The following is a 19,877-nucleotide window of genomic DNA, read 5'->3' on the forward strand; positions in this document are numbered from 1 at the left end:
CTGGTCTGTCGCGGCACGCCAGGCCCGATGTCACGGCTCTGCGCGCCCGCGATGGCCTGCGGCATTGTTCGTCGCCGACCTCATTCATCCAGTCAACGCCTTTGCCGCCGACGCGATCCATCGCGTCGCGGCGCGTGCTTCAGGCGAGATAGCCGGACACGCCGTCCCACAGCAGCTTCAACGCCGTGACCACCAGCAATCCGTAGCAGGCGCGAAAGATCTGCTGCTGGTCGAGCCGCCCGTGCAGGCGCCAGCCGAGCCACACGCCGGCGGGAATGGCGAGGAGGCAGATCGCCATCACGATCCATTCGTTGCCGCTCGGGCGCACCAGCAGCAGCCACGGCACCGCCTTGGTCGCATTGCCGACGGTGAAGAACAGGCTCGTCGTTCCCGCATAGACCTCCTTGCTGAGGCCGAGCGGCAGCAGATACATCGCAAGCGGCGGTCCGCCGGAATGCGCGACCATTGTCGTGACGCCCGAGGCGAGACCGGCAGCAACCGCCTTCGGCCTCGAGCGCGGACGAATGATCACCTTCGGATTGCTAGAGAACCACAGGCCGACAAAGACGAGCGTGACGACCGCCATCACGATCGCGACGGCGCGGTGGTCCAGCACGCGAAACAGGAGATAGCCGAGGGCGATGCCGATCAGGAGCCCGGGCAACAGCAAGACGAGGTCCGGCTTCGACCAGGTCGAGGGCTTCCAGTAGCGCAGCGCGAACAGGTCCATCGCGATGAACAGCGGCGCGAGCAGGCCGCCGGCCGTCACCGGGTCCATCACGACGGACAGCAGCGGAATGCCGACGATGGAGAATCCGCCGCCGAACGCGCCTTTCATGAAGCAGATCAGGAACACACCGGCGAAGGCGATGAGGATGGTGGTGGCCGTCAGATCCATAGCGGCATCCCCGGCCCTGCTCAGCGCTACGAAGCCGGGCGCGAGGTGTCCTCGGTCCGGAAAAACAGGCCGGGCAGCGCCGAGGGGACGCCGAACACCAATCCGATGAATGCGAGAAACAGGTCGAGATAACTGACGGTCATTTCGTGGCTCCGTCCGGGAACGAGCCCGGTGCAATGCTTTGATTGCCCGGAATATGATCCGATCTACACCTCAGTACAATAATAACATTGATCTCGGTGCAATTTGGGCGCCATCCCTCGGCCTCGGCGGCCCTCCTCCTGAATTTCCGGGAGAACCATCAAGGGGCGTGTCCGTTGTCTGGATTGCACAACCCCTGGATCGTTCGATCATGTACCGCCTGCTCTATTTCACCGCGTTCCTTGCCGTGACCGGCATCACGTTCGGATTGCTGCTCGCATTCGACAGGTTGATCGGTGGATGATGCCAGGCGCCCGGCTGCGCTGGCCCGCGAGATCTCCCGGCGCTTTCGCGCCGGGAGTAGTCCGTTCACTTCACAAGCGCCGCCTTTTCGATGACCTCGGCGACTTCTTTCGCGTGCACGACGAGCGAGGCGTGGCTGCCGGCGACTTCCGTCGTCTGGGCCTTCATCCTGGCCGCGAACGACTTCTGGGCCTCGGGCGCGATGACCCTGTCCTTCGTCGTGATGACGTCGAACGTCGGCTTGTCGTGCCAGGCCGCAATGGTGACGGGGGCCTCGAACGCGGCGACACTCAACGGAAGCTGCGAGTGAGCCAGATGCTCGCCGATCTCCGGGGGAAGGTCGGCCGCGACAGCCGACGGAAACACCTTGGGATCGATGTACAGATTGCCCTTCGCGTCGGGATGGATCGCGCTGCCGCCTTCGGTCGGCGGGCCGGCCTTTGACAGCGCCGCAAGGGATTCACCCACCTCCGGCGCGAAGGCGGACACATAGACCAGCGCCGAAACCTTGGGATCGTCGCCGGCTTGCGTGATCACAAAGCCGCCCCAGGAGTGGCCGACCAGAACGGTCTTGCCCGCCTGCTTTGCGAGCGCCTGCTTGGTCGCATCGACATCGGCCTGCAGGGAGGTGAGCGGATTTTCGACGAGCGTGACGTTGTAGCCTTTCTTCGTGAGAATATCGGCAACAGGCTGCCAGCTCGTCTGATCCACGAAGGCGCCGTGCACGAGCACGATGTTGTGGGCTGCGCCCTTGGGCAACTCGGCTGAACGGGCAAAGCCCGTCAACGTTGACCCGGCCAGGAGTACGGTGGCAGCTGAAAGAAGGATGTTTCGCATTGAATGATCCTGTTGGAATGTCGGACGAATGAAGTCCGGGGAGGGAATGGACAGGCGTTTCCAGTAAGATCGCGGTTTTCCATCCGCCGTTGGCGAAATGGTTGCCCCACCTGGCGTCGGCCCGCCGCGGGATGAGGTAGTCCGCAGAGCTTCGGCCAACAGCGATCAATCGTCCGGATGTTGTGTCCGATCGTCCATCGGACTAACTTGCACGGCATGGACATCCTCGCCCAGGTGCTGGATCGCGTTCGTCTCGGTGGGACGCTGCTCTTTCACTTCGAGCTCGGCCATCCCTGGCACCTTGAGTTGCCGACGCGCCCCTACGCCTTGTTTCACTACCTCAGCCATGGCTCAGCGACCCTCGCGCTTGGACAGGGTGAGGAAATGCAGATGACCGCTGGCGATTTTGTCGTCATCACACGTGGCGAGCCCCATGTGTTTTATTCGGATCGCCGGGCCAAGCCGCTGCGGATCATCGATATTGATCGGATGTCCCCGCGTCTTGGCGTCGTTCGACACGGCAGCCGTACGAAGCCGCACGCGACCATGATCTGCGGCAACTTCACGGTGTCACGGCCACTGTTCGGCAATGTGCTAGAGCTGCTGCCGCCCGTGCTCCTTCTGAAGCCGACGGCGGATGGCGGCTGGCTCGAAGCGATCCTGCGCCGCATGGTCAGCGAGTCCGCGACCGAGCGCCCCGGCCAAGGCGTCGCGCTGTCGCGATTGACGGAAGTGCTCTTTGTCGAAGTGCTCCGAAGCTGGATCGCTTCTCTCAGTCCCGGACAAGGCGGTTGGCTCGGGGCCATATCCGATCCGCACATCGGACCGGCGCTGAAGCTGATCCACGAAAACCCGGAGCAGACGTGGACGCTGAGCGACCTCGGTCAGCGCGTGGGGCTCGGTCGCTCGGTGTTTTCGGCGCGTTTTACCAAGCTCGTTGGTCAGTCCATGCATCGCTACGTGATCGAACGCCGGATGGCGGAAGCGGCGTTCCTGCTGGAAACCAGCGACGAGCCCATCGCACGGATTGCGAGCCGGGTCGGCTACGAGACGGCGGCGGCGTTTTCGAAACTGTTCCATCGGCATCACGGCCAATCGCCCGGCCGGTACCGGGCAGCACGACGCTCCGACACCGGCAAAAGACAAGCGGACGCTCAGGAACCAGAAATCGCCGACTGACCCCGGCTCCGACGCGGGCGTCGGAATAGGCGATTGCCCGCGCGGCTGTTGCTCAAACTCGGCCCCCGTCTGTATAACGAGCCCGTCCCCTGCTCGATCAGCCTCGCGGAAGAATTTGCGGCCGGGCCCCGGCCTGAATGAGACGGAACGGTGAGAAGATGGACCGGCGCTCGTTTTTGGTCTTGGCCGCATCGATGGCAAGCTGCTCCCGGACTGTTGCTGCGCAGAGCAACCCGAAAGCGCTCAAGATCGGATGGCTGACAGCACAGCGCGAAGCGAGCCTCACGCCGTACCTTGCGGCCCTGCGCCAGGGCTTCAGCGACCTCGGCTATGCCGAGGGACAGAACCTTTTCATCGACTATCGGTTCGGCAACGACCAGGTCAGTGACGTGCCCGCACTTGCGGCAGAGCTGGTGAGGTCCGGTGTCAAGCTCATCGTCGCTCAAGGGGCTGCCGTATCCGAACTCTCAAAGCTCTCTTTGCCCGTTCCCTTGGTCTACATCTTCAGCGGCGATCCCGTGGCGGCAGGCTTCGCCGACACTCTCGCGCGCCCGCGTGGCAACATGACGGGCGTCACGCTGATGGCCGCCGAGCTCAACGGCAAGAGGCTGGAGATCCTGCGCGACATCGTTCCGGGACTCCGGCGCGTGGCCATCATCGCGAACCCTGAGCATCACGGCGTCAATCTCGAGAAGGCCAATTCCGAGCAAGCCGGGCAGCGCCTCGGCGTCGATATCGATTACTATCCAACTGCCTCGCTGAGGGAACTGGAAGACGCCTTTGCCGGCATCAAGACCAAACCGGTCCAAGCCGTCTCGATCTTCTCGGACGGCTTTGCGGTCCAGAATCGAAAACTGATCCTCGACTTCGCCTCGGATCAGCACATCCCGGCGACCGCCGCATGGTCCCTTTTCGCGAGAAGCGGTGCCATCTGCACATACGGGCCGCTGCAGTCCGAGCAATACCGGCGCCTCGCGGCCTATGTGGACCGCATCGCAAAGGGCGCCAAGCCTTCCGATCTGCCGATCCAGCAGCCGACGAAGTTCGAGACCGTCGTCAATTTGAAGACGGCCAGAGCCCTCGGCCTTTCGCTGCCTCCGACATTGCTGGCCAGCGCCGACGAAGTGATTGAATGAGCCTGCACCGCGCCTTCCGCGCGGCGGCAAAACGGGCGGTGTTGCTCAAATCCGGCCCGTCTATATAACGAGCTCGCGTCACCGTGACCGATGGCCTCAATCCCCTGCGAACGCCGCGGTCGAGCACGAGTGATCGAGAGCCAGCGCTCCGCCGGGGCGGGTGTCGACCGGAGTTAGTAATGTCCCATCAAGACGACAGCCTTGCCGCGAAGATCGAAGCGTTCATCCGCGCCGAGGTCATTCCCTACGAGAAGGATCCACGGACAGGTCCTCACGGCCCGAGCGATGAGCTCGTGCAGGAGCTGCGCGACAAGGCGCACAAGGCCGGCGTCCTGACGCCGCATATTCTGCCGGACGGATCTCATCTCACGCAACGCGAGACCGCAAAGGCCCTGATCAAGACCGGCCTTTCGCCGCTCGGACCGCTGGCGTGCAACACCATGGCGCCCGACGAAGGCAATATGTATCTGCTGGGCAAGGTCGGAAGCAGCGAGCAGAAATCGCGGTTCCTCGAGCCGCTCGTGTCGGGCAAGGCGCGCTCGGCGTTCTTCATGACCGAGCCTGCGGATGCGGGCGGCGCCGGATCCGATCCGTCGATGATGCAGACGACGTGCCGTCTGGACGGCAATCACTGGATCATCAACGGACGAAAGAAGTTCATCACCGGCGCCGAGGGCGCAAAAGTCGGTATCGTCATGGCGAAGTCGAACGACGGCGCCTGCATGTTCCTCGTCGACCTGCCCAATCCCGCGATCCGCACGGTGCGCGTGCTGGATACGATCGACAGCTCGATGCCCGGCGGACATGCCGAGATCGACATCGAAAATCTTCGTGTGCCTGCCGACCAGATGCTCGGCGCGTCCGGCGATGGTTTCAAATATGCCCAGATCCGCCTGAGCCCTGCCCGCTTGTCGCACTGCATGCGCTGGCTGGGCCTGGCGATCCGCGCCAACGAAATCGCCACCGACTACGCCTGCCGCCGCCAGGCGTTCGGCAAACCGCTGGTCGATCACGAGGGCGTCGGCTTCATGCTGGCGGAGAATTTGATCGATCTCAAGCAATCGGAGCTGATGATCGACTGGTGCGCGAGCGTGCTCGACACCGGCTCGCTCGGGACGAGCGAAAGCTCCATGGCGAAGGTTGCCGTGTCGGAAGCGCTGATGCGCGTCGCCGATCGCTGCGTCCAGGTAATGGGCGGCACCGGCGTCTCGACCGAGACGATCGTCGAGCAGGCCTTCCGCGAAATCCGCGCATTCCGGATCTACGACGGCCCGACCGAAGTTCACAAATGGTCGCTGGCCAAGAAGATCAAGCGCGACTGGAAAGCAGCGCAACACTGACCGGCGCGCGGTGGAGCACGCAGCACGTAGGATGGGTAGAGCGAAGCGAAACCCATCGCTGCCTGCTCAAGCAATAGAAGCGCAGTGGGTCATCCGCTGCCGCGATGATGGGTTTGGCTTCGCTCTACCCATCCTGCAACGTTCCCGGGGGCTAGTCGGCCTCCAGCGCCGTGTTGAAGCAATCGACGCGCGCTGGATCGAGATTGACGAGCTTGCCAGAGGCGCTGTCCACCCGATAAGCCCACTCAACGGCTGGTAACCAGCGGCGCTTCGAGTCTCGGACAACGGCCACGACGGCGCCGTCTTCGACTCTGTCGTATCGGCAGCTGCCCCAATCCAGATGATACCCTTTGCGAATCTTCGGATACGGAACGAGGTCCGTGACAATCCCATATGGCCTGCCCTTCTCGTCATGGCCGTCAGAGATGGATGCGTAGACTCCGATCTGCTTGCCCGCCGCGTTGATGAGGACGCTGACACGCCGTCGGCACGGATCCTGGGTGCCGGCGGAGATACACGACCCACCCCCTTGTTGCAGTCCATCCGGAAAGGGCGGCACTCGCTTTCCAACCAGGTCCTCGGCATGCGCAGCGCACGTCATGGCAAAGAACAACACAAGTCGCCACACCTGATCGGCTCCAGTCTCGCGCCCAGTCGGCTCCGCACTAACGATGAACCCGTGCCGGAATCAAGCAGGACGACGGCTTTTCAACCTAGCGCGATTCCGTGCGATGCGTCTGAAACTCTGTTCTGAGTGCGGCCAATTGGCTGCTCGTTGCGCCCTGCTCCGCATCGGCCGGGTCCGTCGGCAAGTCCATGTAAGCGATCGGCTGATCGAACTGGCTCGCCGTGAAATCGTAGCGCCGGCCTTCGATCCGATTGTAGAAATGATCTCCGGCCGGCAGCGGCGTCTTCAGCAAATCGCCGCCGAAGAGCTCGTGGATCAGCAGCGCGGTGACGTTGCATTGCCCCGCCGCCGGGTTGTCCGCGGTCCACTGGCTGGATGTCGACAACGACCACGCCTTGCGCAGCGCGCGTTGAACCCCATCTGGATCGAAGTGCATCGACATCCTCACTTAGACCGCACGCCGCCATTTCGGATTTTTCGATAATTGCTTTATGCCACTGTTTTGCCCGACGAGTCAAATGGCCGCGTTGATTTCAATTCCATCCGCCCGTCATTGCGAGCGCAGCGAAGCAATCCATAGTCCCTCCGCGGAAAGATTCTGGATTGCTTCGCTGCGCTCGCAATGACGATGTGGAAGCAGCGGGCGCGTCAAACGACGAGGTCGTTCGGGCTGTCCTGTGAGGCCGATCAAGCCAAACGGAATCTCCCGCTCAGCCCAGCAGTCCAATTTCGGCCTCAATTGCACGACGATTGCCGCTTCCGACAAATTCCTCCAGCACGCCAGACTGTTGGCAGCATCCACTGGGCAATGCGCCCTCGCCGCCTCTCTACTGTGCATGGGGTTGTTTTCGACGTTTTGTTTTGGACCTCGATGCGCGGCGGCAAAGAAAAAGCCCGGCCTCTCCTCGAGGCGGGGCTTTTCCGGTGTTTGCGACTTGCCTGAGAGATCAGCCGCGGGTGCGCGCGCGGATCATGAAGGTGTCGTAGGTGTACTCGGCGACCTGCCACCACAGATATTCGTCGGAGCGGTAGGCCTGCATCGCGTCGATCGACTTCTTGAAGTCGGCGTTCTTGGCCGAGATCTCGGCCCAGAGCTCGTTGGTCGACTTGAGGCAGGCTTCGAGCACCTCGTTGGTGAACGGACGAAGCTGGGTGCCGCCGGCAACCAGACGCTTCAGCGCCGCCGGGTTCTGCATGTCGTAGCGCGCGGCCATCCAGCTGTTGGCATTGGCGGCCGCGTTGGTGAGGATTGCCTGGTAGTTCTTCGGCAGCGAATTCCACTTGTCGAGGTTGGTGAAGGCGTGGACGGTCGGACCGCCTTCCCAGAAGCCCGGATAGTAGTAGTACTTGGCGACCTTGGCGAAGCCGAGCTTCTCGTCATCGTAGGGGCCGACCCACTCGGCCGCGTCGATGGTGCCCTTTTCCAGCGCCGGATAGATGTCGCCGCCGGCGAGCTGCTGCGGCACGACGCCGACCTTCTGCAGCACCTGACCGGCGATGCCGCCGATGCGCATCTTGAGGCCCGAGAGGTCCGCAACGGTCTTGATCTCCTTGCGGAACCAGCCGCCCATCTGGGTGCCAGTGTTGCCGCAGGGGAAGCCGATCACGTTCGACTTCTTGAAGAACTCGTTGCCGAGCTGCTCGCCGCCGCCCTGGTACCACCAGGAGTTCTGCTGGCGCGCATTGAGGCCGAACGGCACCGAGGCGTAGATCGCCCAGGTCGGGTCCTTGCCGACATAGTAGTAGGAGACGGTGTGGCACATCTCGACCGTGCCGTTCGAGGTCGCATCGAGCGCCTGGAGACCCGGGACGACTTCGCCGGCGGCGAACACCTGGATCTGGAATTTGTTGTCGGTCATCTCGGCGACGTACTTCGCCAGCTGCTCGCCGCCGCCATAGATGGTGTCGAGCGACTTCGGGAAGCTCGACGTCAGGCGCCACTTGATCTCGGGCGAGGACTGCGCGATCGCCGGCGAGGCCACCGCGGCGGTCGCCGCCGCGCCTGCTGCCGACACTTTCAGAAAATCACGACGCTTCATCTTCAGGTCTCTCCTTGCTGGGGCGTTTCCCCTAGACTTCCTCTTTGCCGCCGCTCATGCCGGCGACGCGTTATGGGCCGCGTCGCACCGAAGGGGCTTGACTGCCGTGGCCTTTAACACGGACGGCCCGGTTTCGGAACGCGACAATGGCATGACGGGGGTCTACGAAAGTCGCATGCCCCCAATGGATTGGCCTGAAAGCCTCAGGCCGTGGCGATGACGCCCTTGAGCTGGTCCCGGACCTGTCCCGCAATGGCGCGGTAGATCGCCGCATGGGGCCCGTCCGGCTCGCTGTCGACCACGGGGTTGCCGGCGTCCGAAGTGGCGCGAATCGCCATGTGCAAGGGGATCTCGCCAAGGAACGGGACGCCGAGCTTCTCGGCCTCGTGCCGCGCCCCGCCATGGCCGAAGATGTCGGATTTCGTGCCGCAATGCGGGCACTGGAAATAGCTCATGTTCTCGACGATGCCGAGCACGGGCACGTTGACTTTCTTGAACATCGCAAGGCCCCGGCGGGCATCGATCAGCGACAGGTCCTGCGGGGTCGAGACGATCACGGCGCCCTTCAGCGGCACGTTCTGCGCCAGCGTGAGCTGGGCGTCGCCGGTGCCCGGCGGCATGTCGACGACGAGCACGTCGAGCTGGCCCCAGGCGACGTCGCGCAGCATCTGCGTCACCGCCGACATCACCATCGGACCGCGCCAGATCATCGCGGTCTCTTCCTCGACGAGGAAGCCGATCGACATGATGGCAAGGCCGAAGCGGCGAAGCGGAATCATCTTGCGCTCGCCGTCCAGCTCCGGCTTCTCGTGCAGGCCGGTCAGGCGCGGCACCGAGGGGCCGTAGATGTCGGCATCGAGCAGCCCGACCTTGAGGCCGAGGTCGCGCAGGCCGAGCGCCAGGTTGAGCGCGGTGGTCGACTTGCCGACGCCGCCCTTGCCCGAGGCGACCGCGATCACGGCGGCGACGCCCGGAATTTCGGACTGCCGCGCCATCGGCGATTGGGCGCCGCCCTGCGGCGGCGGCTTGTGGGCGTGGACCGGCTGCACGCCGGGCGCGCCGCGGCTCGGCTGCGGGGGCGGCGGCGGTGCGGAGCCCGCCTTGCGCTCGGCGGTCAGCGCCACCATCACGGTGGTGACGCCGGGAATGGCGCGCACCGCGGCCTCGGCTTCGCCCCGGATGGACTCCCAGGCCCGCGCCTCGGCGGCATCGACATTGATCGAGAAGAACACCTTGCCGTCGGAGGCGCTGATCGGGCTCAGCACATTGGCATTGGTGAGCGCGACCCCGCGCGGCGACTTGATCCGGGCGAGGCTGTCGAGAACCTGTTGCTGCGTCACGCTCAAAGCGCATCTCCTGCAGAGAGCATGATCCGGAAACGTGCGAAGCGGTGTTCCGGCCGGATCATGCTCAGGACTTTAGGATGCCCCATTAGAGCGGAAACGCCCAAAAGGCTACTGCCTGCCGATATCGTCTGCCATCTCGGCAGGCGCGGTCCCCTGCTCCAGGGCGGCCTCGTAATTCAGCTCGATCATGACCCCGTTGGGGTCGTGGACGAAGATCTGCCAGAGGTCGCCGCCGGGCACCTGGCGGGAGTCGAATGTCATCCCCTTGGACGCCAGCCGCTGCTTCATGCCGTCAAACCCGCGGCTGACAAAGGCGACGTGGTGGACAACGCCGGAATCCGGCTTTTGTGGCTCCTGGGTCGGCGAAATATCGACGAGGTGCACCACCGCCTTGCCCTCGCTGTACATCCAGGCCCCCGGGAAGGCGAAATTCGGCCGGGCGCCTTTCTCCAGGCCCAGCACGTCCTCGTAGAAGCGAACCGTCTCGGCCAGATTCCGGGTCCGGATGTTGAAGTGATCGAGGACACCAACGCTCACGCCGCCCATGCTTTTCGCTCCCTTGTTTTGAAGTCCTTGAGGTCCGCCATCCTAGCACAGGAGGCCGCCAAACGAAGCCGTTGCCCTCCGGCCCATAGGGTTTATGGTGCCCCCGGTCCGCTTCCTCGGCGGAACCTCAAATTGCCGCCTGGGCGTCCCTCGCCCGGCTATAACCGTAAAACTCAAACTACGGACAAGGTACCACAATGGCTAAAGTCGCTTTCCTCGGTCTCGGCGTGATGGGCTTCCCCATGGCCGGACACCTCGTGAAAAAAGGGGGCCATGAGGTCACCGTCTACAACCGTACCGCGGCCAAGGCGAAGGAATGGGCGGACAAGTTCGGCGGCAAGACCGCGGCCACCCCGAAGGCCGCCGCGGAGGGCCAGGATTTCGTGATGTGCTGCGTCGGCAACGACAACGATTTGCGCTCGGTGACGATCGGCGCTGACGGCGCGTTCGCCGGCATGAAGAAGGGCGCGACCTTCGTCGACCACACCACCGCCTCCGCCGAAGTCGCGCGCGAGCTCGATGCGGCCGCGACCAAGGCCGGCTTCAAGTTCATCGACGCTCCCGTTTCCGGCGGCCAGGCCGGCGCCGAGAACGGCGTGCTCACCGTGATGTGCGGCGGCGCACAGGATGCCTATGCCGGCGCCGAGCCGATCATCACGGCCGCCTATGCGCGCATGTGCAAGCTGCTCGGGCCCGCCGGCAGCGGCCAGCTGACCAAGATGGTCAATCAGATCTGCATCGCCGGTCTGGTGCAGGGCCTCTCCGAGGGCATCCACTTCGCCAAGAAGAGCGGCCTCGACGTCGCCGATGTGATCGAGACCATCTCCAAGGGCGCAGCGCAGTCCTGGCAGATGGAGAACCGCTACAAGACCATGAACGATGACAAGTACGATTTCGGCTTCGCAGTCGAATGGATGCGCAAGGACCTCTCGATCGCGATCGCGGAAGCCCGCCGCAACGGCGCCAACCTGCCCGTCACCGCGCTGGTCGACCAGTTCTACGCCGAAGTCGAGAAGATGGGCGGCAAGCGCTGGGATACGTCGAGCCTGCTCGCGCGCCTCAATCGCTGAGACCTGAAGAACTGCTCCCGCCTTGCTGATCGCGATCGCCGCCATCTTCGTCCTTGCCTATGCGGCGATCGCGCTCGAGCACCCGCTTGGCGTCAACAAGAGCGCCTCCGCACTGCTCGGTGCGGGGCTGCTATGGACCATCTACGCGGTCGCGACGGGCGACCATGCGCTGGTCGGCCGGCAGCTCGACGAATCCGTCGGCTCCACCGCGCAGATCGTCTTCTTTCTGATCGGCGCGATGACCATCGTCGAGGTGATCGACGCCCACGATGGCTTCGAGGTCATCACCTCGCTGATCCGCACCACGAGCCAGGTCACGCTGATCTGGCTGATCGGCTTCGTCACGTTCTTCCTCAGCGCGATCCTGGACAATCTGACGACCACCATCGTCATGATCTCGCTGATCCAGAAGCTGATCGCCCGTCGCGACGACCGCCTGCTGTTCGCCTCCCTCATCGTCATCGCCGCCAATGCCGGCGGCGCATGGACCGTGATCGGCGACGTCACCACGACCATGCTGTGGATCGGCGGACAGATCACGCCGGTGAAGATCATGGGCGCGGTGTTCCTGCCCTCACTGCTCAATCTGCTGGTGCCGCTCGTCTTCATCAGCTTCTCGCTCAGGGGCAAGACCATCGCACCGCCGCCGAAGGACGATGGAGTCCTGGCTGTCGACAGGTTCGAGCGCAATTTGATGTTCTATCTCGGGCTCGGCACGCTGATCGCGGTGCCCGTGTTCAAGGCGATCACGCATCTGGCGCCGTTCATGGGCATCCTGTTCGGACTCGGCGTGCTCTGGCTGGTCGGCGAGATCGTGCACCGTCACAAGGACGAGCATGTCCGCCAGCCGCTCAGGCTGGTTCACGCGTTGACGCGGATCGACATGAGCTCGATCGTGTTCTTCGTCGGCATCCTGCTCGCCGTCGCCTGCCTGGACCATGCCGGCCTGCTGTCGATGGTGGCCAAATGGCTCGACGCGACGATCGGCCGCCAGGACATCATCGTGATCGTGCTCGGCCTGCTCAGCGCCATCATCGACAACGTGCCGCTGGTCGCCGCGACCATGGGCATGTACGACCTCGCGCATTATCCTGCGGACAGCTTCATCTGGGAGTTCATCGCCTATTGTGCCGGCACGGGCGGCTCGATCCTGATCATCGGCTCGGCCGCGGGCGTTGCCGCCATGGGCCTCGAGCGGATCGAGTTCCTCTGGTACGCCCGCCGCATCGCCGGCCCCGCGCTGGCGGGCTATCTGGCCGGCGCAGTGGTGTACATCGCCCAGCACGGCGCGCTGCACTGAGGCCGCGGACCGGCAGGAAATTAACGCCGGGTTAACGTAATTCTTTAGCTCCTTAAGTCACCTCTTAAGGATTTCTTGCCAGAGATAGACAATGCAGAAGGCCCGCGCCCGGCGCGGGCAGGAATCGTTGTTGTTCGATGAGTAACCCCGCTGAAAAGCCTGAAGTTGTCCAGCTTCCGGCCGAGCCGGTAAGCGCTCCATCGGCGAGCAGCCGAAGGGCTGCGTCGCAACGGGTGCGCGAGGCGCGCGATAAGTTAACGTCGACCAGCGGAACCCGGCCGGCCTTCGACGCCGAGATGCTGCGCCAATATGCCCAGACACGGCTGTCGGCCTCCTACGTCGTGATGCTGCTGGTGGTCGCAACCGGCGTGCTGTTCGGGCTGTGGATGCAGCCGATCCCGGCCGCGGCCTGGACCGCCGGCATGCTTTGCATTCATGCCGCGCTGATCCGCAGCTGCCATCGCTTCCTGGCCGAGCCCACCTCGCCCGCGGCAACGCGCGCCTGGCGCACCCGCTTCGTCGTGCTCGACCTGCTCTATGGCCTGTGCTGGATGGCGATCCTCATCCATCCCGTGCTCGACATGGTCACGGAAACGCTGATGATGTTCCTGATGCTGCTGGTGATCGCAGTGTCGAGCATGCTGGCAGCGAACCTGCCGATCGCAGCGCTGGCCGCCACCGCCCCGGTCGCGGTCGCGATGGCGCTGAGCTTCGTGATGACCGGCTCGCTGGACAATTACATCCTGGCCGCGCTGGCGATCGCGGCCGAAGGCTATTTCGTGCTGCTGGCGCATCGGCTGCACTCCTCGACCTTCGCCACCCTCGAGGCCCGCGCCGAGAAGGACGCACTGATCGGCGAGCTGGAACAGGCCAAGGCGATCTCGGACGAGGCGCGCCACCGCGCCGAGTCCGCCAACGTCGCCAAGTCGCGCTTCCTCGCGCAGATGAGCCACGAGCTGCGCACGCCGCTCAATGCCATCCTCGGCTTCTCCGAGGTGATGAAGAGCGAGATCTTTGGCGCGCATGCAGTGCCGGTCTACAAGGAGTACTCGGCGGACATCCATAATTCCGGTGTGCACCTGCTCAACCTCATCAATGAAATCCTCGACCTGTCGCGGATCGAGGCCGGCCGCTACGAGCTCAACGAGGAAGCGGTGTCGCTGGTCGGCATCGTCGCCGACTGCCATCATCTGATGAAGCTGCGCGCGTCCAGCCGCGGCATTACCATCCATGAGGTGTTCGAGCAGGCCATGCCGCGGCTCTGGGCCGACGAGCGCGCGATCCGCCAGGTCGTGCTTAATCTGCTCTCGAACTCGATCAAGTTCACCCCGCAAGGCGGCGAGATCTGGCTCAAGGCCGGCTGGACCGCCTCGGGCGGACAATACCTCTCGGTGCGGGATTCCGGTTCCGGAATCCCCGAGGATGAGATCCCGGTGGTGCTCGCCTCGTTCGGCCAGGGCTCCAACTCGATCAAGTCGGCCGAACAGGGTGCGGGCCTGGGCCTGCCGATCGCCAAGAACCTGATCGACCTGCATGGCGGAACGTTCACGCTGAAATCGAAGCTGCGGATCGGCACCGAGGTGATCGTCACCTTCCCGCCGGAGCGGGTGATGAGCGCGCTGGCGCCGCTCTCGGACGATTCTCCGCCGCTCCAGCCCGAAGGTTCCATGGTGCCCGACGAGAAGCGCCGGCCGCGCCACAAGCCGATCATGAGCGCAGGCACGGGCTCTTAACCAGATGCTTGCCGACATGCCCGACAATCCTCCACTATGTCCGAATGAGCAAAGAAACGCCGTGCGTCGCCGTCTGCATGATCGATCCCAAGACCAAGCTGTGCTTCGGCTGCGGCCGCACCTTGCCGGAGATCGCGCGCTGGCACGCCATGGACAGCGCGGAACGACTCTCGGTCATGGCGCTGCTGCCCGCGCGGATGGCCGACGCCGGATTGACGCCGATCGGCGGATCGCCGAAACGCGGCTGACGGGCTCGCGCGCTCGTGGGGGCGCGCGATGATCCGCTTCCTCCTCGTCCTCGTCATGCTCGCCGGCACGGCTGGCGCCGTCGTCGCCTATGGCGATCCCGACCGGATCGCACGCGCGAGCCACAAGGTGTCGCACATCTTCCGCGGACAGACCGCCTCCCCGGCGCCGGCCGTGCAGATCCCACGCGGCCAGGGCGGCGAATTCGCACTGCGCGCCAAGATCAACGGCGTCGCCGCGCCGATGGTGATCGACACCGGCGCGACCTCCGTGGTGCTGACCTGGGAAACCGCCAAGGCGATCGGGCTGCCGCTCGAGATGCTCGAATACAATGTCGACCTGGAGACCGCGGGCGGCCACACAAAGGCGGCGCGGCTCACGATCGACCGCCTCGCGGTCGGCCATCTCGTCGAGAAATCGGTGCCGGCGCTCGTCGTGCAGCGCGGACAGATGAAGACCAATCTGCTCGGCATGAGCTTCCTCGACCGCCTGGAAAGCTGGGGCGTTCGCGCCGACAAGCTGATGCTCACCGGCTATCCCGAGCTCCAGGGCAGCTCGCGCCGCCAGCGCACGGCGATCGACTAATCCTTCCACTCCCGCCACGACCCGGGCGATCCATCGAATGCACAGGAGTGTGGCTTCCGGGCTATTTACAAACCGTCTAGTCGGTTTATAACGGACGCCATTCCCGGATCGGGGTTTGACGAGTGCCGCATTCCCAGGGGGAACGCGGCCAAGTGGGAGATTGAGATCATGACTGCCAGAGCTGCCCTACGCTGCGCGATGCGCGCCCTGCCCCTTGCCGCGGCCTTCGCCGCAGGCACCGCCAGCGCTGCGGACCTGTCGCCGCGCTATGCGGCACCCGCCTCCGCCTACACGGCGCCGCAGCCGGTCTATTCGTGGACCGGTCTCTACGCGGGCTTCAATGCCGGCTATGCCGAAAGCGGCGACGATGCCTTCAACAATCTGGTCGGCGTCAGCGGCGGCAAGGTCAAGGGCGCCGTCGGCGGCGTGCAGATCGGCTACAATTATCAGCTCTCGCCGATGTTCGTGGTCGGCATCGAGAACGACTTCGAAGGCGGCGACATCAAGAACCACGACGCCCTCAACAGTGCTGCGGTGAGCGTTCCCTGGTACATGACCGGCCGCGCCCGCGCCGGTATCGCGACGATGGATTCACGGCTGCTGTTCTTTGGCACCGCCGGCCTTGCCGCCGGCGAACTGAAGGACGGCCCGATCAACAAGATGAAGATGGGCTGGACCGCGGGCGGCGGCGTCGAGTGGGCATTCCTGCCGAAATGGTCGGCCAAGGCCGAATATCTCTACACCGAGTTCAAGCACGACGATTTGCCGGACTGGAATGCCGCGAAATTCCACACCTTCCGCGTCGGCGTGAACTATCACTTCGACCTGTTCCGCTGAGAACGATTGACGAAGAGCCGGATGCTGCGATCCGGCTCTTCAAGATGTTGGCGGCTAGGCCGCTGCCTCTGCCGGCGCGCGTGCACCGACATGCGCGATCGCATCGCGCAGCACGTCGAGTCCAGCGCCCGGCTTCACGCCTTGCTCGGCAAGATGGCGGCGGAAGGCGCGCGCGCCGGGAACGGCGTGGAATGCGCCGACGAAATGCCGCGTGATGGCGTGCAGCCGCGTGCCGCGCGCGAGCTGTGCCTCGATATAGGGCGTCATCGCCTCGAACGCGTCCTGCATGGTCGCATGCGGCGCGGCTTCACCGAAGATCTCGGAATCGACAGACAGCAGCCGCCACGGGTCTTGATAAGCAGCGCGCCCGAGCATCACGCCATCGACGTGCTGAAGATGCGCTTTCGCCGCGTCTATGCCTGGAACGCCGCCATTGATGATGATGGGCACGTCAGGCATGGCGCGCTTGAGGCGATAGACGCGATCATAGTCGAGCGGCGGAATATCACGGTTCTCCTTCGGCGACAGACCGTTGAGCCAGGCCTTCCGCGCGTGCACGATCAGCGCGTCGCAGCCCGCGGCGACCACCGCGCGCGCAAGCGCGTTGAGGGCGACTTCCGGATCCTGCTCGTCGATACCGATGCGGCACTTCACGGTGACGGGCACCGCAACTGCGGCCTTCATCGCAGCGACGCATCGCGCCACCAGCGCCGGCTCCGCCATGAGGCAGGCGCCGAAGCGGCCGTTCTGCACGCGATCTGACGGGCAGCCGACGTTGAGGTTGATCTCGTCATAGCCGAAGCCCTCGCCGATCCGCGCAGCCTCAGCGAGGTCGCGCGGATCCGACCCGCCGAGCTGAAGCGCGACAGGATGCTCGCTCGCGTCGAAGCCAAGCAGCCGCTGCCGATCGCCATGAATGACGGCACCGGTCGTCACCATCTCCGTATAGAGCAGCGCCCGGCCCGTCAGATGACGGTGGAACACCCGGCAATGCCGGTCAGTCCAATCCATCATGGGGGCCACGGAAAACCGCCAAGCAGCTGAATTTACGCCTTTTTCTTTAATTTCAGTCATTTAGTTACTACTCTGCATGGGCCGAAACCTCGCCGATTTGCACCGATTTTCGCCCATTCTCACCTATTTTTCGCCCGTCGGTACAACAATGTTGTACCGAAAAGCGCGATGTTGTACCGCTCTTGCTAGTTCAACGAGGCACGTAATGGGAACCATTATCGCCCGCAAGCGCAAAGACGGCACCACCGCGCATCTGGCTCAGCTTCTTATAAAGCGCGCCGGCGCCATCGTGCACCGCGAAGCTCAGACGTTCGATCGAAAACAAGCAGCTGCAGCTTGGCTAGAAAAAAGGGAAAGGGAGCTAGCCGCGCCGGGAGCGCTTGAACGGCAGCAACTTGGAGACCCTCCCCTCGCCGACGTTATCGACCGCTACGTCGCTGAATCAAAGAAGAAGATCGGGCGAACCAAAACACAGGTGCTCAACGCAATAAAGCGCTACGAGATTGCGAACCGACGATGCTCGACGATTTCCAGCGCCGACCTTGTCGCTTTCGCCAACCAGCTCGCAGCGAAGGTTAAGCCTCAGACCGTCAGCAACTATCTCTCGCATCTCGCGGCTATCTTCGCAATTGCGCGCCCGGCGTGGAGCTATCCGCTTGATCAGGCCGCGATGAAAGACGCATTCGTTGTCGCGAAACGGCTCGGCGTGACCGGCAAGAGCCGCATGCGTGATCGACGCCCCACACTAGATGAACTAGATCTCCTGATGGCTCATTTTGGAGAACGACAAAGGAGACGACCGTCTTCAGTGCCAATGCAGAAAGTTATTGCATTCGCGATTTTTTCGACGCGCCGCCAGGAGGAAATCACGCGCCTTCGCCGACCGGATTTGGACAACGAGGGTAGCAGGATTCTAGTCCGCGACATGAAGAATCCAGGCGAAAAAATCGGAAATGATGTCTGGTGCGATCTTCCGTCGGTAGCTCTTCGAATTATCAATTCGATGCCATCGAATGCTGAAGAAATCTTTCCGTTTACGACCGACGCGATCGGAGCGGGATTTACGCGCGCATGCCAATTCCTTGGAATTAAAGATTTGCACTTTCACGATCTGCGACATGAGGGCGTTTCAAGGCTATTTGAAATCGGCAGAAATATCCCACAAGTCGCGGCTGTATCCGGTCATCGCTCATGGTCAAGCCTCAAGCGCTATACACATCTTCGTCAGACAGGAGATAAGTATGCTAGTTGGAAATGGCTCGCGACTGTAACGGAATCGACACCGGCGAGGTGCGTTCAGTGAGGGTCTGGCACGGACCTGAAGCGGGCGGCGAGGCTTGGTGTTAAACCCGATGGACTACAATCCAAGGCGGTACGTTATCTCAAAGAGCGATCCCCAGCTCGTTCAACCGGACTCCGATTTCACGGGCTTTGAGGACCGCTTCATCTATCTTTATCACTACACCAAGGCTCGCTTCGAGGAATTGCCCCGGGATATGACGTATTGGTCCGACTGTTTGACGGACTTCCCTCAAATAGCTGGACCTGTGACCGGCATCCCCGACGGTTGCTGCCAATGGCGTTTGGCCTGGACGTTTCCTGCCGAGGATTTTAAGCGGAACATCGAAGAACGCGAAACTAGGTGGCTGCCGATCGGGGGCTTCACCGAATATCAGAACAAGGTTATTCCCGACCGTGGGCAGCTTTCCTGGGAAAAGATGAAAGATAAGACGTTGCGATCGACGCTTCCGCAGTTGCGTCATTTCTAGACGTCTGTAAGGACGACTAGATCAATGCAGTCCGTTGGGGAGGCAATCTATTAGCTCGATACGGTCCATCGACCTCCGCCTTGTAGATGACCTCGTTGACTTCGTCCGAGGCCCCGGATTCGTGCTGGACTTTTCCGACACGAGCTTCGCGGACTTTTTCGCGTCCGAGCTGAAGGTCAACATCGACGATCCCAAATACGCGGCGAACGGTGGCTCCAAGGGGAAACGGCTACGCTATTTTCTACAGAACTGCGACGACGCCACTGCCGTCCGCCTGCTCGCTGCGCTCTGGGAGCACCGCTCCGAATATCTCGCCCGCAGCGGCGGCAAGGACCCAGTCATCGATGCCCAGTCGCGCTATCAAGGCTTGATCGATCGTCTCTCCGGCGGCGCGACTCCAAAGCCAGCAACCCAATCCGCGCCCGTAGTCGATCGCCAGAGGATCGCCGCCATAAAAGCCGAGCTGCTGCAAGTCTCCGCGCTAAGTGCACAGGCACGCGGCTTTGCCTTTGAGGCGTTCCTCAAAGGCCTGTTTGACGCGTTCGGTCTGGCCGCACAAGAACCGTTCCGCCTCCGCGGTGAGCAGATCGACGGCAGCTTCCAGCTCGGCAGCGAGACCTATCTGCTGGAAGCCAAGTGGCACGCTCAGCCAATCGGGGTTGCTGATCTGCACACGTTCCACGGCAAGATTGAGCAGAAGGCTGCTTGGACAAGGGGTCTGTTTGTGAGCAACAGCGGCTTCTCTGAAGACGGACTCGTCGCCTTTGGTCGAGGCAAGCGCGTCATCTGCATGGACGGTCTAGATCTCTATGAGCTGCTCGACCGCGAGATACCGCTCAGCCAGGTTCTTGAACGGAAGGTGCGCAGGGCAGCCGAAACAGGCATGCCCTTTCTCCGCGTTCGCGACCTCTTCCCGAGCTAAGGAGGAGG

Annotated in this window: 20 protein-coding genes; 12 read left to right on the top strand and 8 right to left on the bottom strand. The window is 63.2% G+C overall.

Features of this window, described 5'->3' with window-relative positions; genetic code table 11:
• Window positions 1-139 precede the first annotated feature (139 nt).
• Both JQ617_RS23615 and JQ617_RS23620 read right to left on the bottom strand, forming a co-directional pair.
• Window positions 140-898, bottom strand: a complete 759-nt coding sequence (locus JQ617_RS23615; protein ID WP_212028369.1) for a sulfite exporter TauE/SafE family protein — start codon at window positions 896-898, stop codon at window positions 140-142.
• A gap of 510 nt (window positions 899-1,408) precedes the next feature.
• Window positions 1,409-2,179 (bottom strand): alpha/beta hydrolase, encoded by a 771-nt coding sequence (locus JQ617_RS23620; protein ID WP_212028370.1) that lies wholly within the window; start codon window positions 2,177-2,179, stop codon window positions 1,409-1,411.
• A 216-nt stretch (window positions 2,180-2,395) separates the two neighbouring features.
• Between JQ617_RS23620 and JQ617_RS23625 the strand changes: the two genes are divergently transcribed.
• The 3 genes from JQ617_RS23625 to JQ617_RS23635 all read left to right on the top strand — a co-directional run bounded on the left by JQ617_RS23625 (window position 2,396) and on the right by JQ617_RS23635 (window position 5,834).
• Complete coding sequence (locus JQ617_RS23625; RefSeq protein ID WP_212028371.1) at window positions 2,396-3,358, top strand: AraC family transcriptional regulator; 963 nt, start codon at window positions 2,396-2,398, stop codon at window positions 3,356-3,358.
• Window positions 3,359-3,516: 158 nt separating this feature from the next.
• On the top strand, window positions 3,517-4,494 hold the full coding sequence (locus JQ617_RS23630) for an ABC transporter substrate-binding protein (protein ID WP_212028372.1): 978 nt from the start codon (window positions 3,517-3,519) through the stop codon (window positions 4,492-4,494).
• Window positions 4,495-4,673: 179 nt separating this feature from the next.
• The gene (locus tag JQ617_RS23635) at window positions 4,674-5,834 is read left to right on the top strand and encodes an acyl-CoA dehydrogenase family protein (protein WP_212028373.1); all 1,161 of its coding nucleotides are present in this window, start codon (window positions 4,674-4,676) and stop codon (window positions 5,832-5,834) included.
• A gap of 151 nt (window positions 5,835-5,985) precedes the next feature.
• Here the strand turns inward: JQ617_RS23635 and JQ617_RS23640 are convergent, their stop codons facing one another.
• The 5 genes from JQ617_RS23640 to JQ617_RS23660 form a co-directional block, all read right to left on the bottom strand.
• Window positions 5,986-6,447 carry a hypothetical protein gene (locus JQ617_RS23640; protein WP_212028374.1) on the bottom strand — a complete coding sequence of 154 codons (462 nt, stop codon included), beginning with the start codon at window positions 6,445-6,447 and terminating at the stop codon, window positions 5,986-5,988.
• Window positions 6,448-6,547: 100 nt separating this feature from the next.
• Window positions 6,548-6,898 carry a YunG family protein gene (locus JQ617_RS23645; RefSeq protein WP_212028375.1) on the bottom strand — a complete coding sequence of 117 codons (351 nt, stop codon included), beginning with the start codon at window positions 6,896-6,898 and terminating at the stop codon, window positions 6,548-6,550.
• Between the two features lie 511 nt (window positions 6,899-7,409).
• The gene (locus tag JQ617_RS23650; protein WP_063684651.1) at window positions 7,410-8,501 is read right to left on the bottom strand and encodes a TRAP transporter substrate-binding protein; all 1,092 of its coding nucleotides are present in this window, start codon (window positions 8,499-8,501) and stop codon (window positions 7,410-7,412) included.
• 203 nt (window positions 8,502-8,704) lie between these two features.
• On the bottom strand, window positions 8,705-9,847 hold the full coding sequence (locus JQ617_RS23655; RefSeq protein WP_212028376.1) for an Mrp/NBP35 family ATP-binding protein: 1,143 nt from the start codon (window positions 9,845-9,847) through the stop codon (window positions 8,705-8,707).
• Between the two features lie 108 nt (window positions 9,848-9,955).
• Entirely contained in the window at window positions 9,956-10,393 is a 438-nt protein-coding gene (locus JQ617_RS23660) for a VOC family protein (protein ID WP_212028377.1), read from the bottom strand.
• Window positions 10,394-10,590: 197 nt separating this feature from the next.
• Here JQ617_RS23660 and JQ617_RS23665 point away from each other — a divergent pair, with 197 nt between their 5' ends.
• The 6 genes from JQ617_RS23665 (at window position 10,591) to JQ617_RS23690 (ending at window position 16,164) form a co-directional block, all read left to right on the top strand.
• The gene (locus JQ617_RS23665; RefSeq protein WP_212028378.1) at window positions 10,591-11,463 is read left to right on the top strand and encodes an NAD(P)-dependent oxidoreductase; all 873 of its coding nucleotides are present in this window, start codon (window positions 10,591-10,593) and stop codon (window positions 11,461-11,463) included.
• 22 nt (window positions 11,464-11,485) lie between these two features.
• Window positions 11,486-12,763 carry a sodium:proton antiporter NhaD gene (nhaD, locus tag JQ617_RS23670; protein WP_212028379.1) on the top strand — a complete coding sequence of 426 codons (1,278 nt, stop codon included), beginning with the start codon at window positions 11,486-11,488 and terminating at the stop codon, window positions 12,761-12,763.
• Window positions 12,764-12,900: 137 nt separating this feature from the next.
• Window positions 12,901-14,496, top strand: coding sequence for a sensor histidine kinase (locus JQ617_RS23675; protein WP_063684656.1), 1,596 nt, complete (start codon window positions 12,901-12,903; stop codon window positions 14,494-14,496).
• Between the two features lie 44 nt (window positions 14,497-14,540).
• Window positions 14,541-14,744 (top strand): DUF1289 domain-containing protein, encoded by a 204-nt coding sequence (locus JQ617_RS23680; protein WP_063684657.1) that lies wholly within the window; start codon window positions 14,541-14,543, stop codon window positions 14,742-14,744.
• A gap of 28 nt (window positions 14,745-14,772) precedes the next feature.
• Window positions 14,773-15,327 carry a TIGR02281 family clan AA aspartic protease gene (locus tag JQ617_RS23685; protein WP_212028380.1) on the top strand — a complete coding sequence of 185 codons (555 nt, stop codon included), beginning with the start codon at window positions 14,773-14,775 and terminating at the stop codon, window positions 15,325-15,327.
• A 168-nt stretch (window positions 15,328-15,495) separates the two neighbouring features.
• Window positions 15,496-16,164, top strand: a complete 669-nt coding sequence (locus JQ617_RS23690) for an outer membrane protein (RefSeq protein ID WP_212028381.1) — start codon at window positions 15,496-15,498, stop codon at window positions 16,162-16,164.
• A 54-nt stretch (window positions 16,165-16,218) separates the two neighbouring features.
• Here the strand turns inward: JQ617_RS23690 and dusA are convergent, their stop codons facing one another.
• Window positions 16,219-17,238: a tRNA dihydrouridine(20/20a) synthase DusA gene (dusA, locus tag JQ617_RS23695; protein WP_212028382.1), complete on the bottom strand. Its 1,020-nt coding sequence runs from the start codon at window positions 17,236-17,238 to the stop codon at window positions 16,219-16,221.
• 145 nt (window positions 17,239-17,383) lie between these two features.
• On the opposite strand from dusA, the gene JQ617_RS23700 reads away from it, so the two are divergent.
• The 3 genes from JQ617_RS23700 (at window position 17,384) to JQ617_RS23710 (ending at window position 19,869) form a co-directional block, all read left to right on the top strand.
• A complete protein-coding gene (locus tag JQ617_RS23700) occupies window positions 17,384-18,481 on the top strand; it encodes a tyrosine-type recombinase/integrase (RefSeq protein WP_212028383.1) in 1,098 nt (365 codons plus the stop codon).
• Window positions 18,482-18,530: 49 nt separating this feature from the next.
• Window positions 18,531-18,947 (top strand): hypothetical protein, encoded by a 417-nt coding sequence (locus JQ617_RS23705; RefSeq protein WP_212028384.1) that lies wholly within the window; start codon window positions 18,531-18,533, stop codon window positions 18,945-18,947.
• Between the two features lie 121 nt (window positions 18,948-19,068).
• The gene (locus JQ617_RS23710; protein ID WP_212028385.1) at window positions 19,069-19,869 is read left to right on the top strand and encodes a restriction endonuclease; all 801 of its coding nucleotides are present in this window, start codon (window positions 19,069-19,071) and stop codon (window positions 19,867-19,869) included.
• Window positions 19,870-19,877 lie beyond the last annotated feature (8 nt).

The organism is Bradyrhizobium sp. KB893862 SZCCT0404 (genome assembly GCF_018130885.1).
GTDB lineage: Bacteria > Pseudomonadota > Alphaproteobacteria > Rhizobiales > Xanthobacteraceae > Bradyrhizobium > Bradyrhizobium stylosanthis.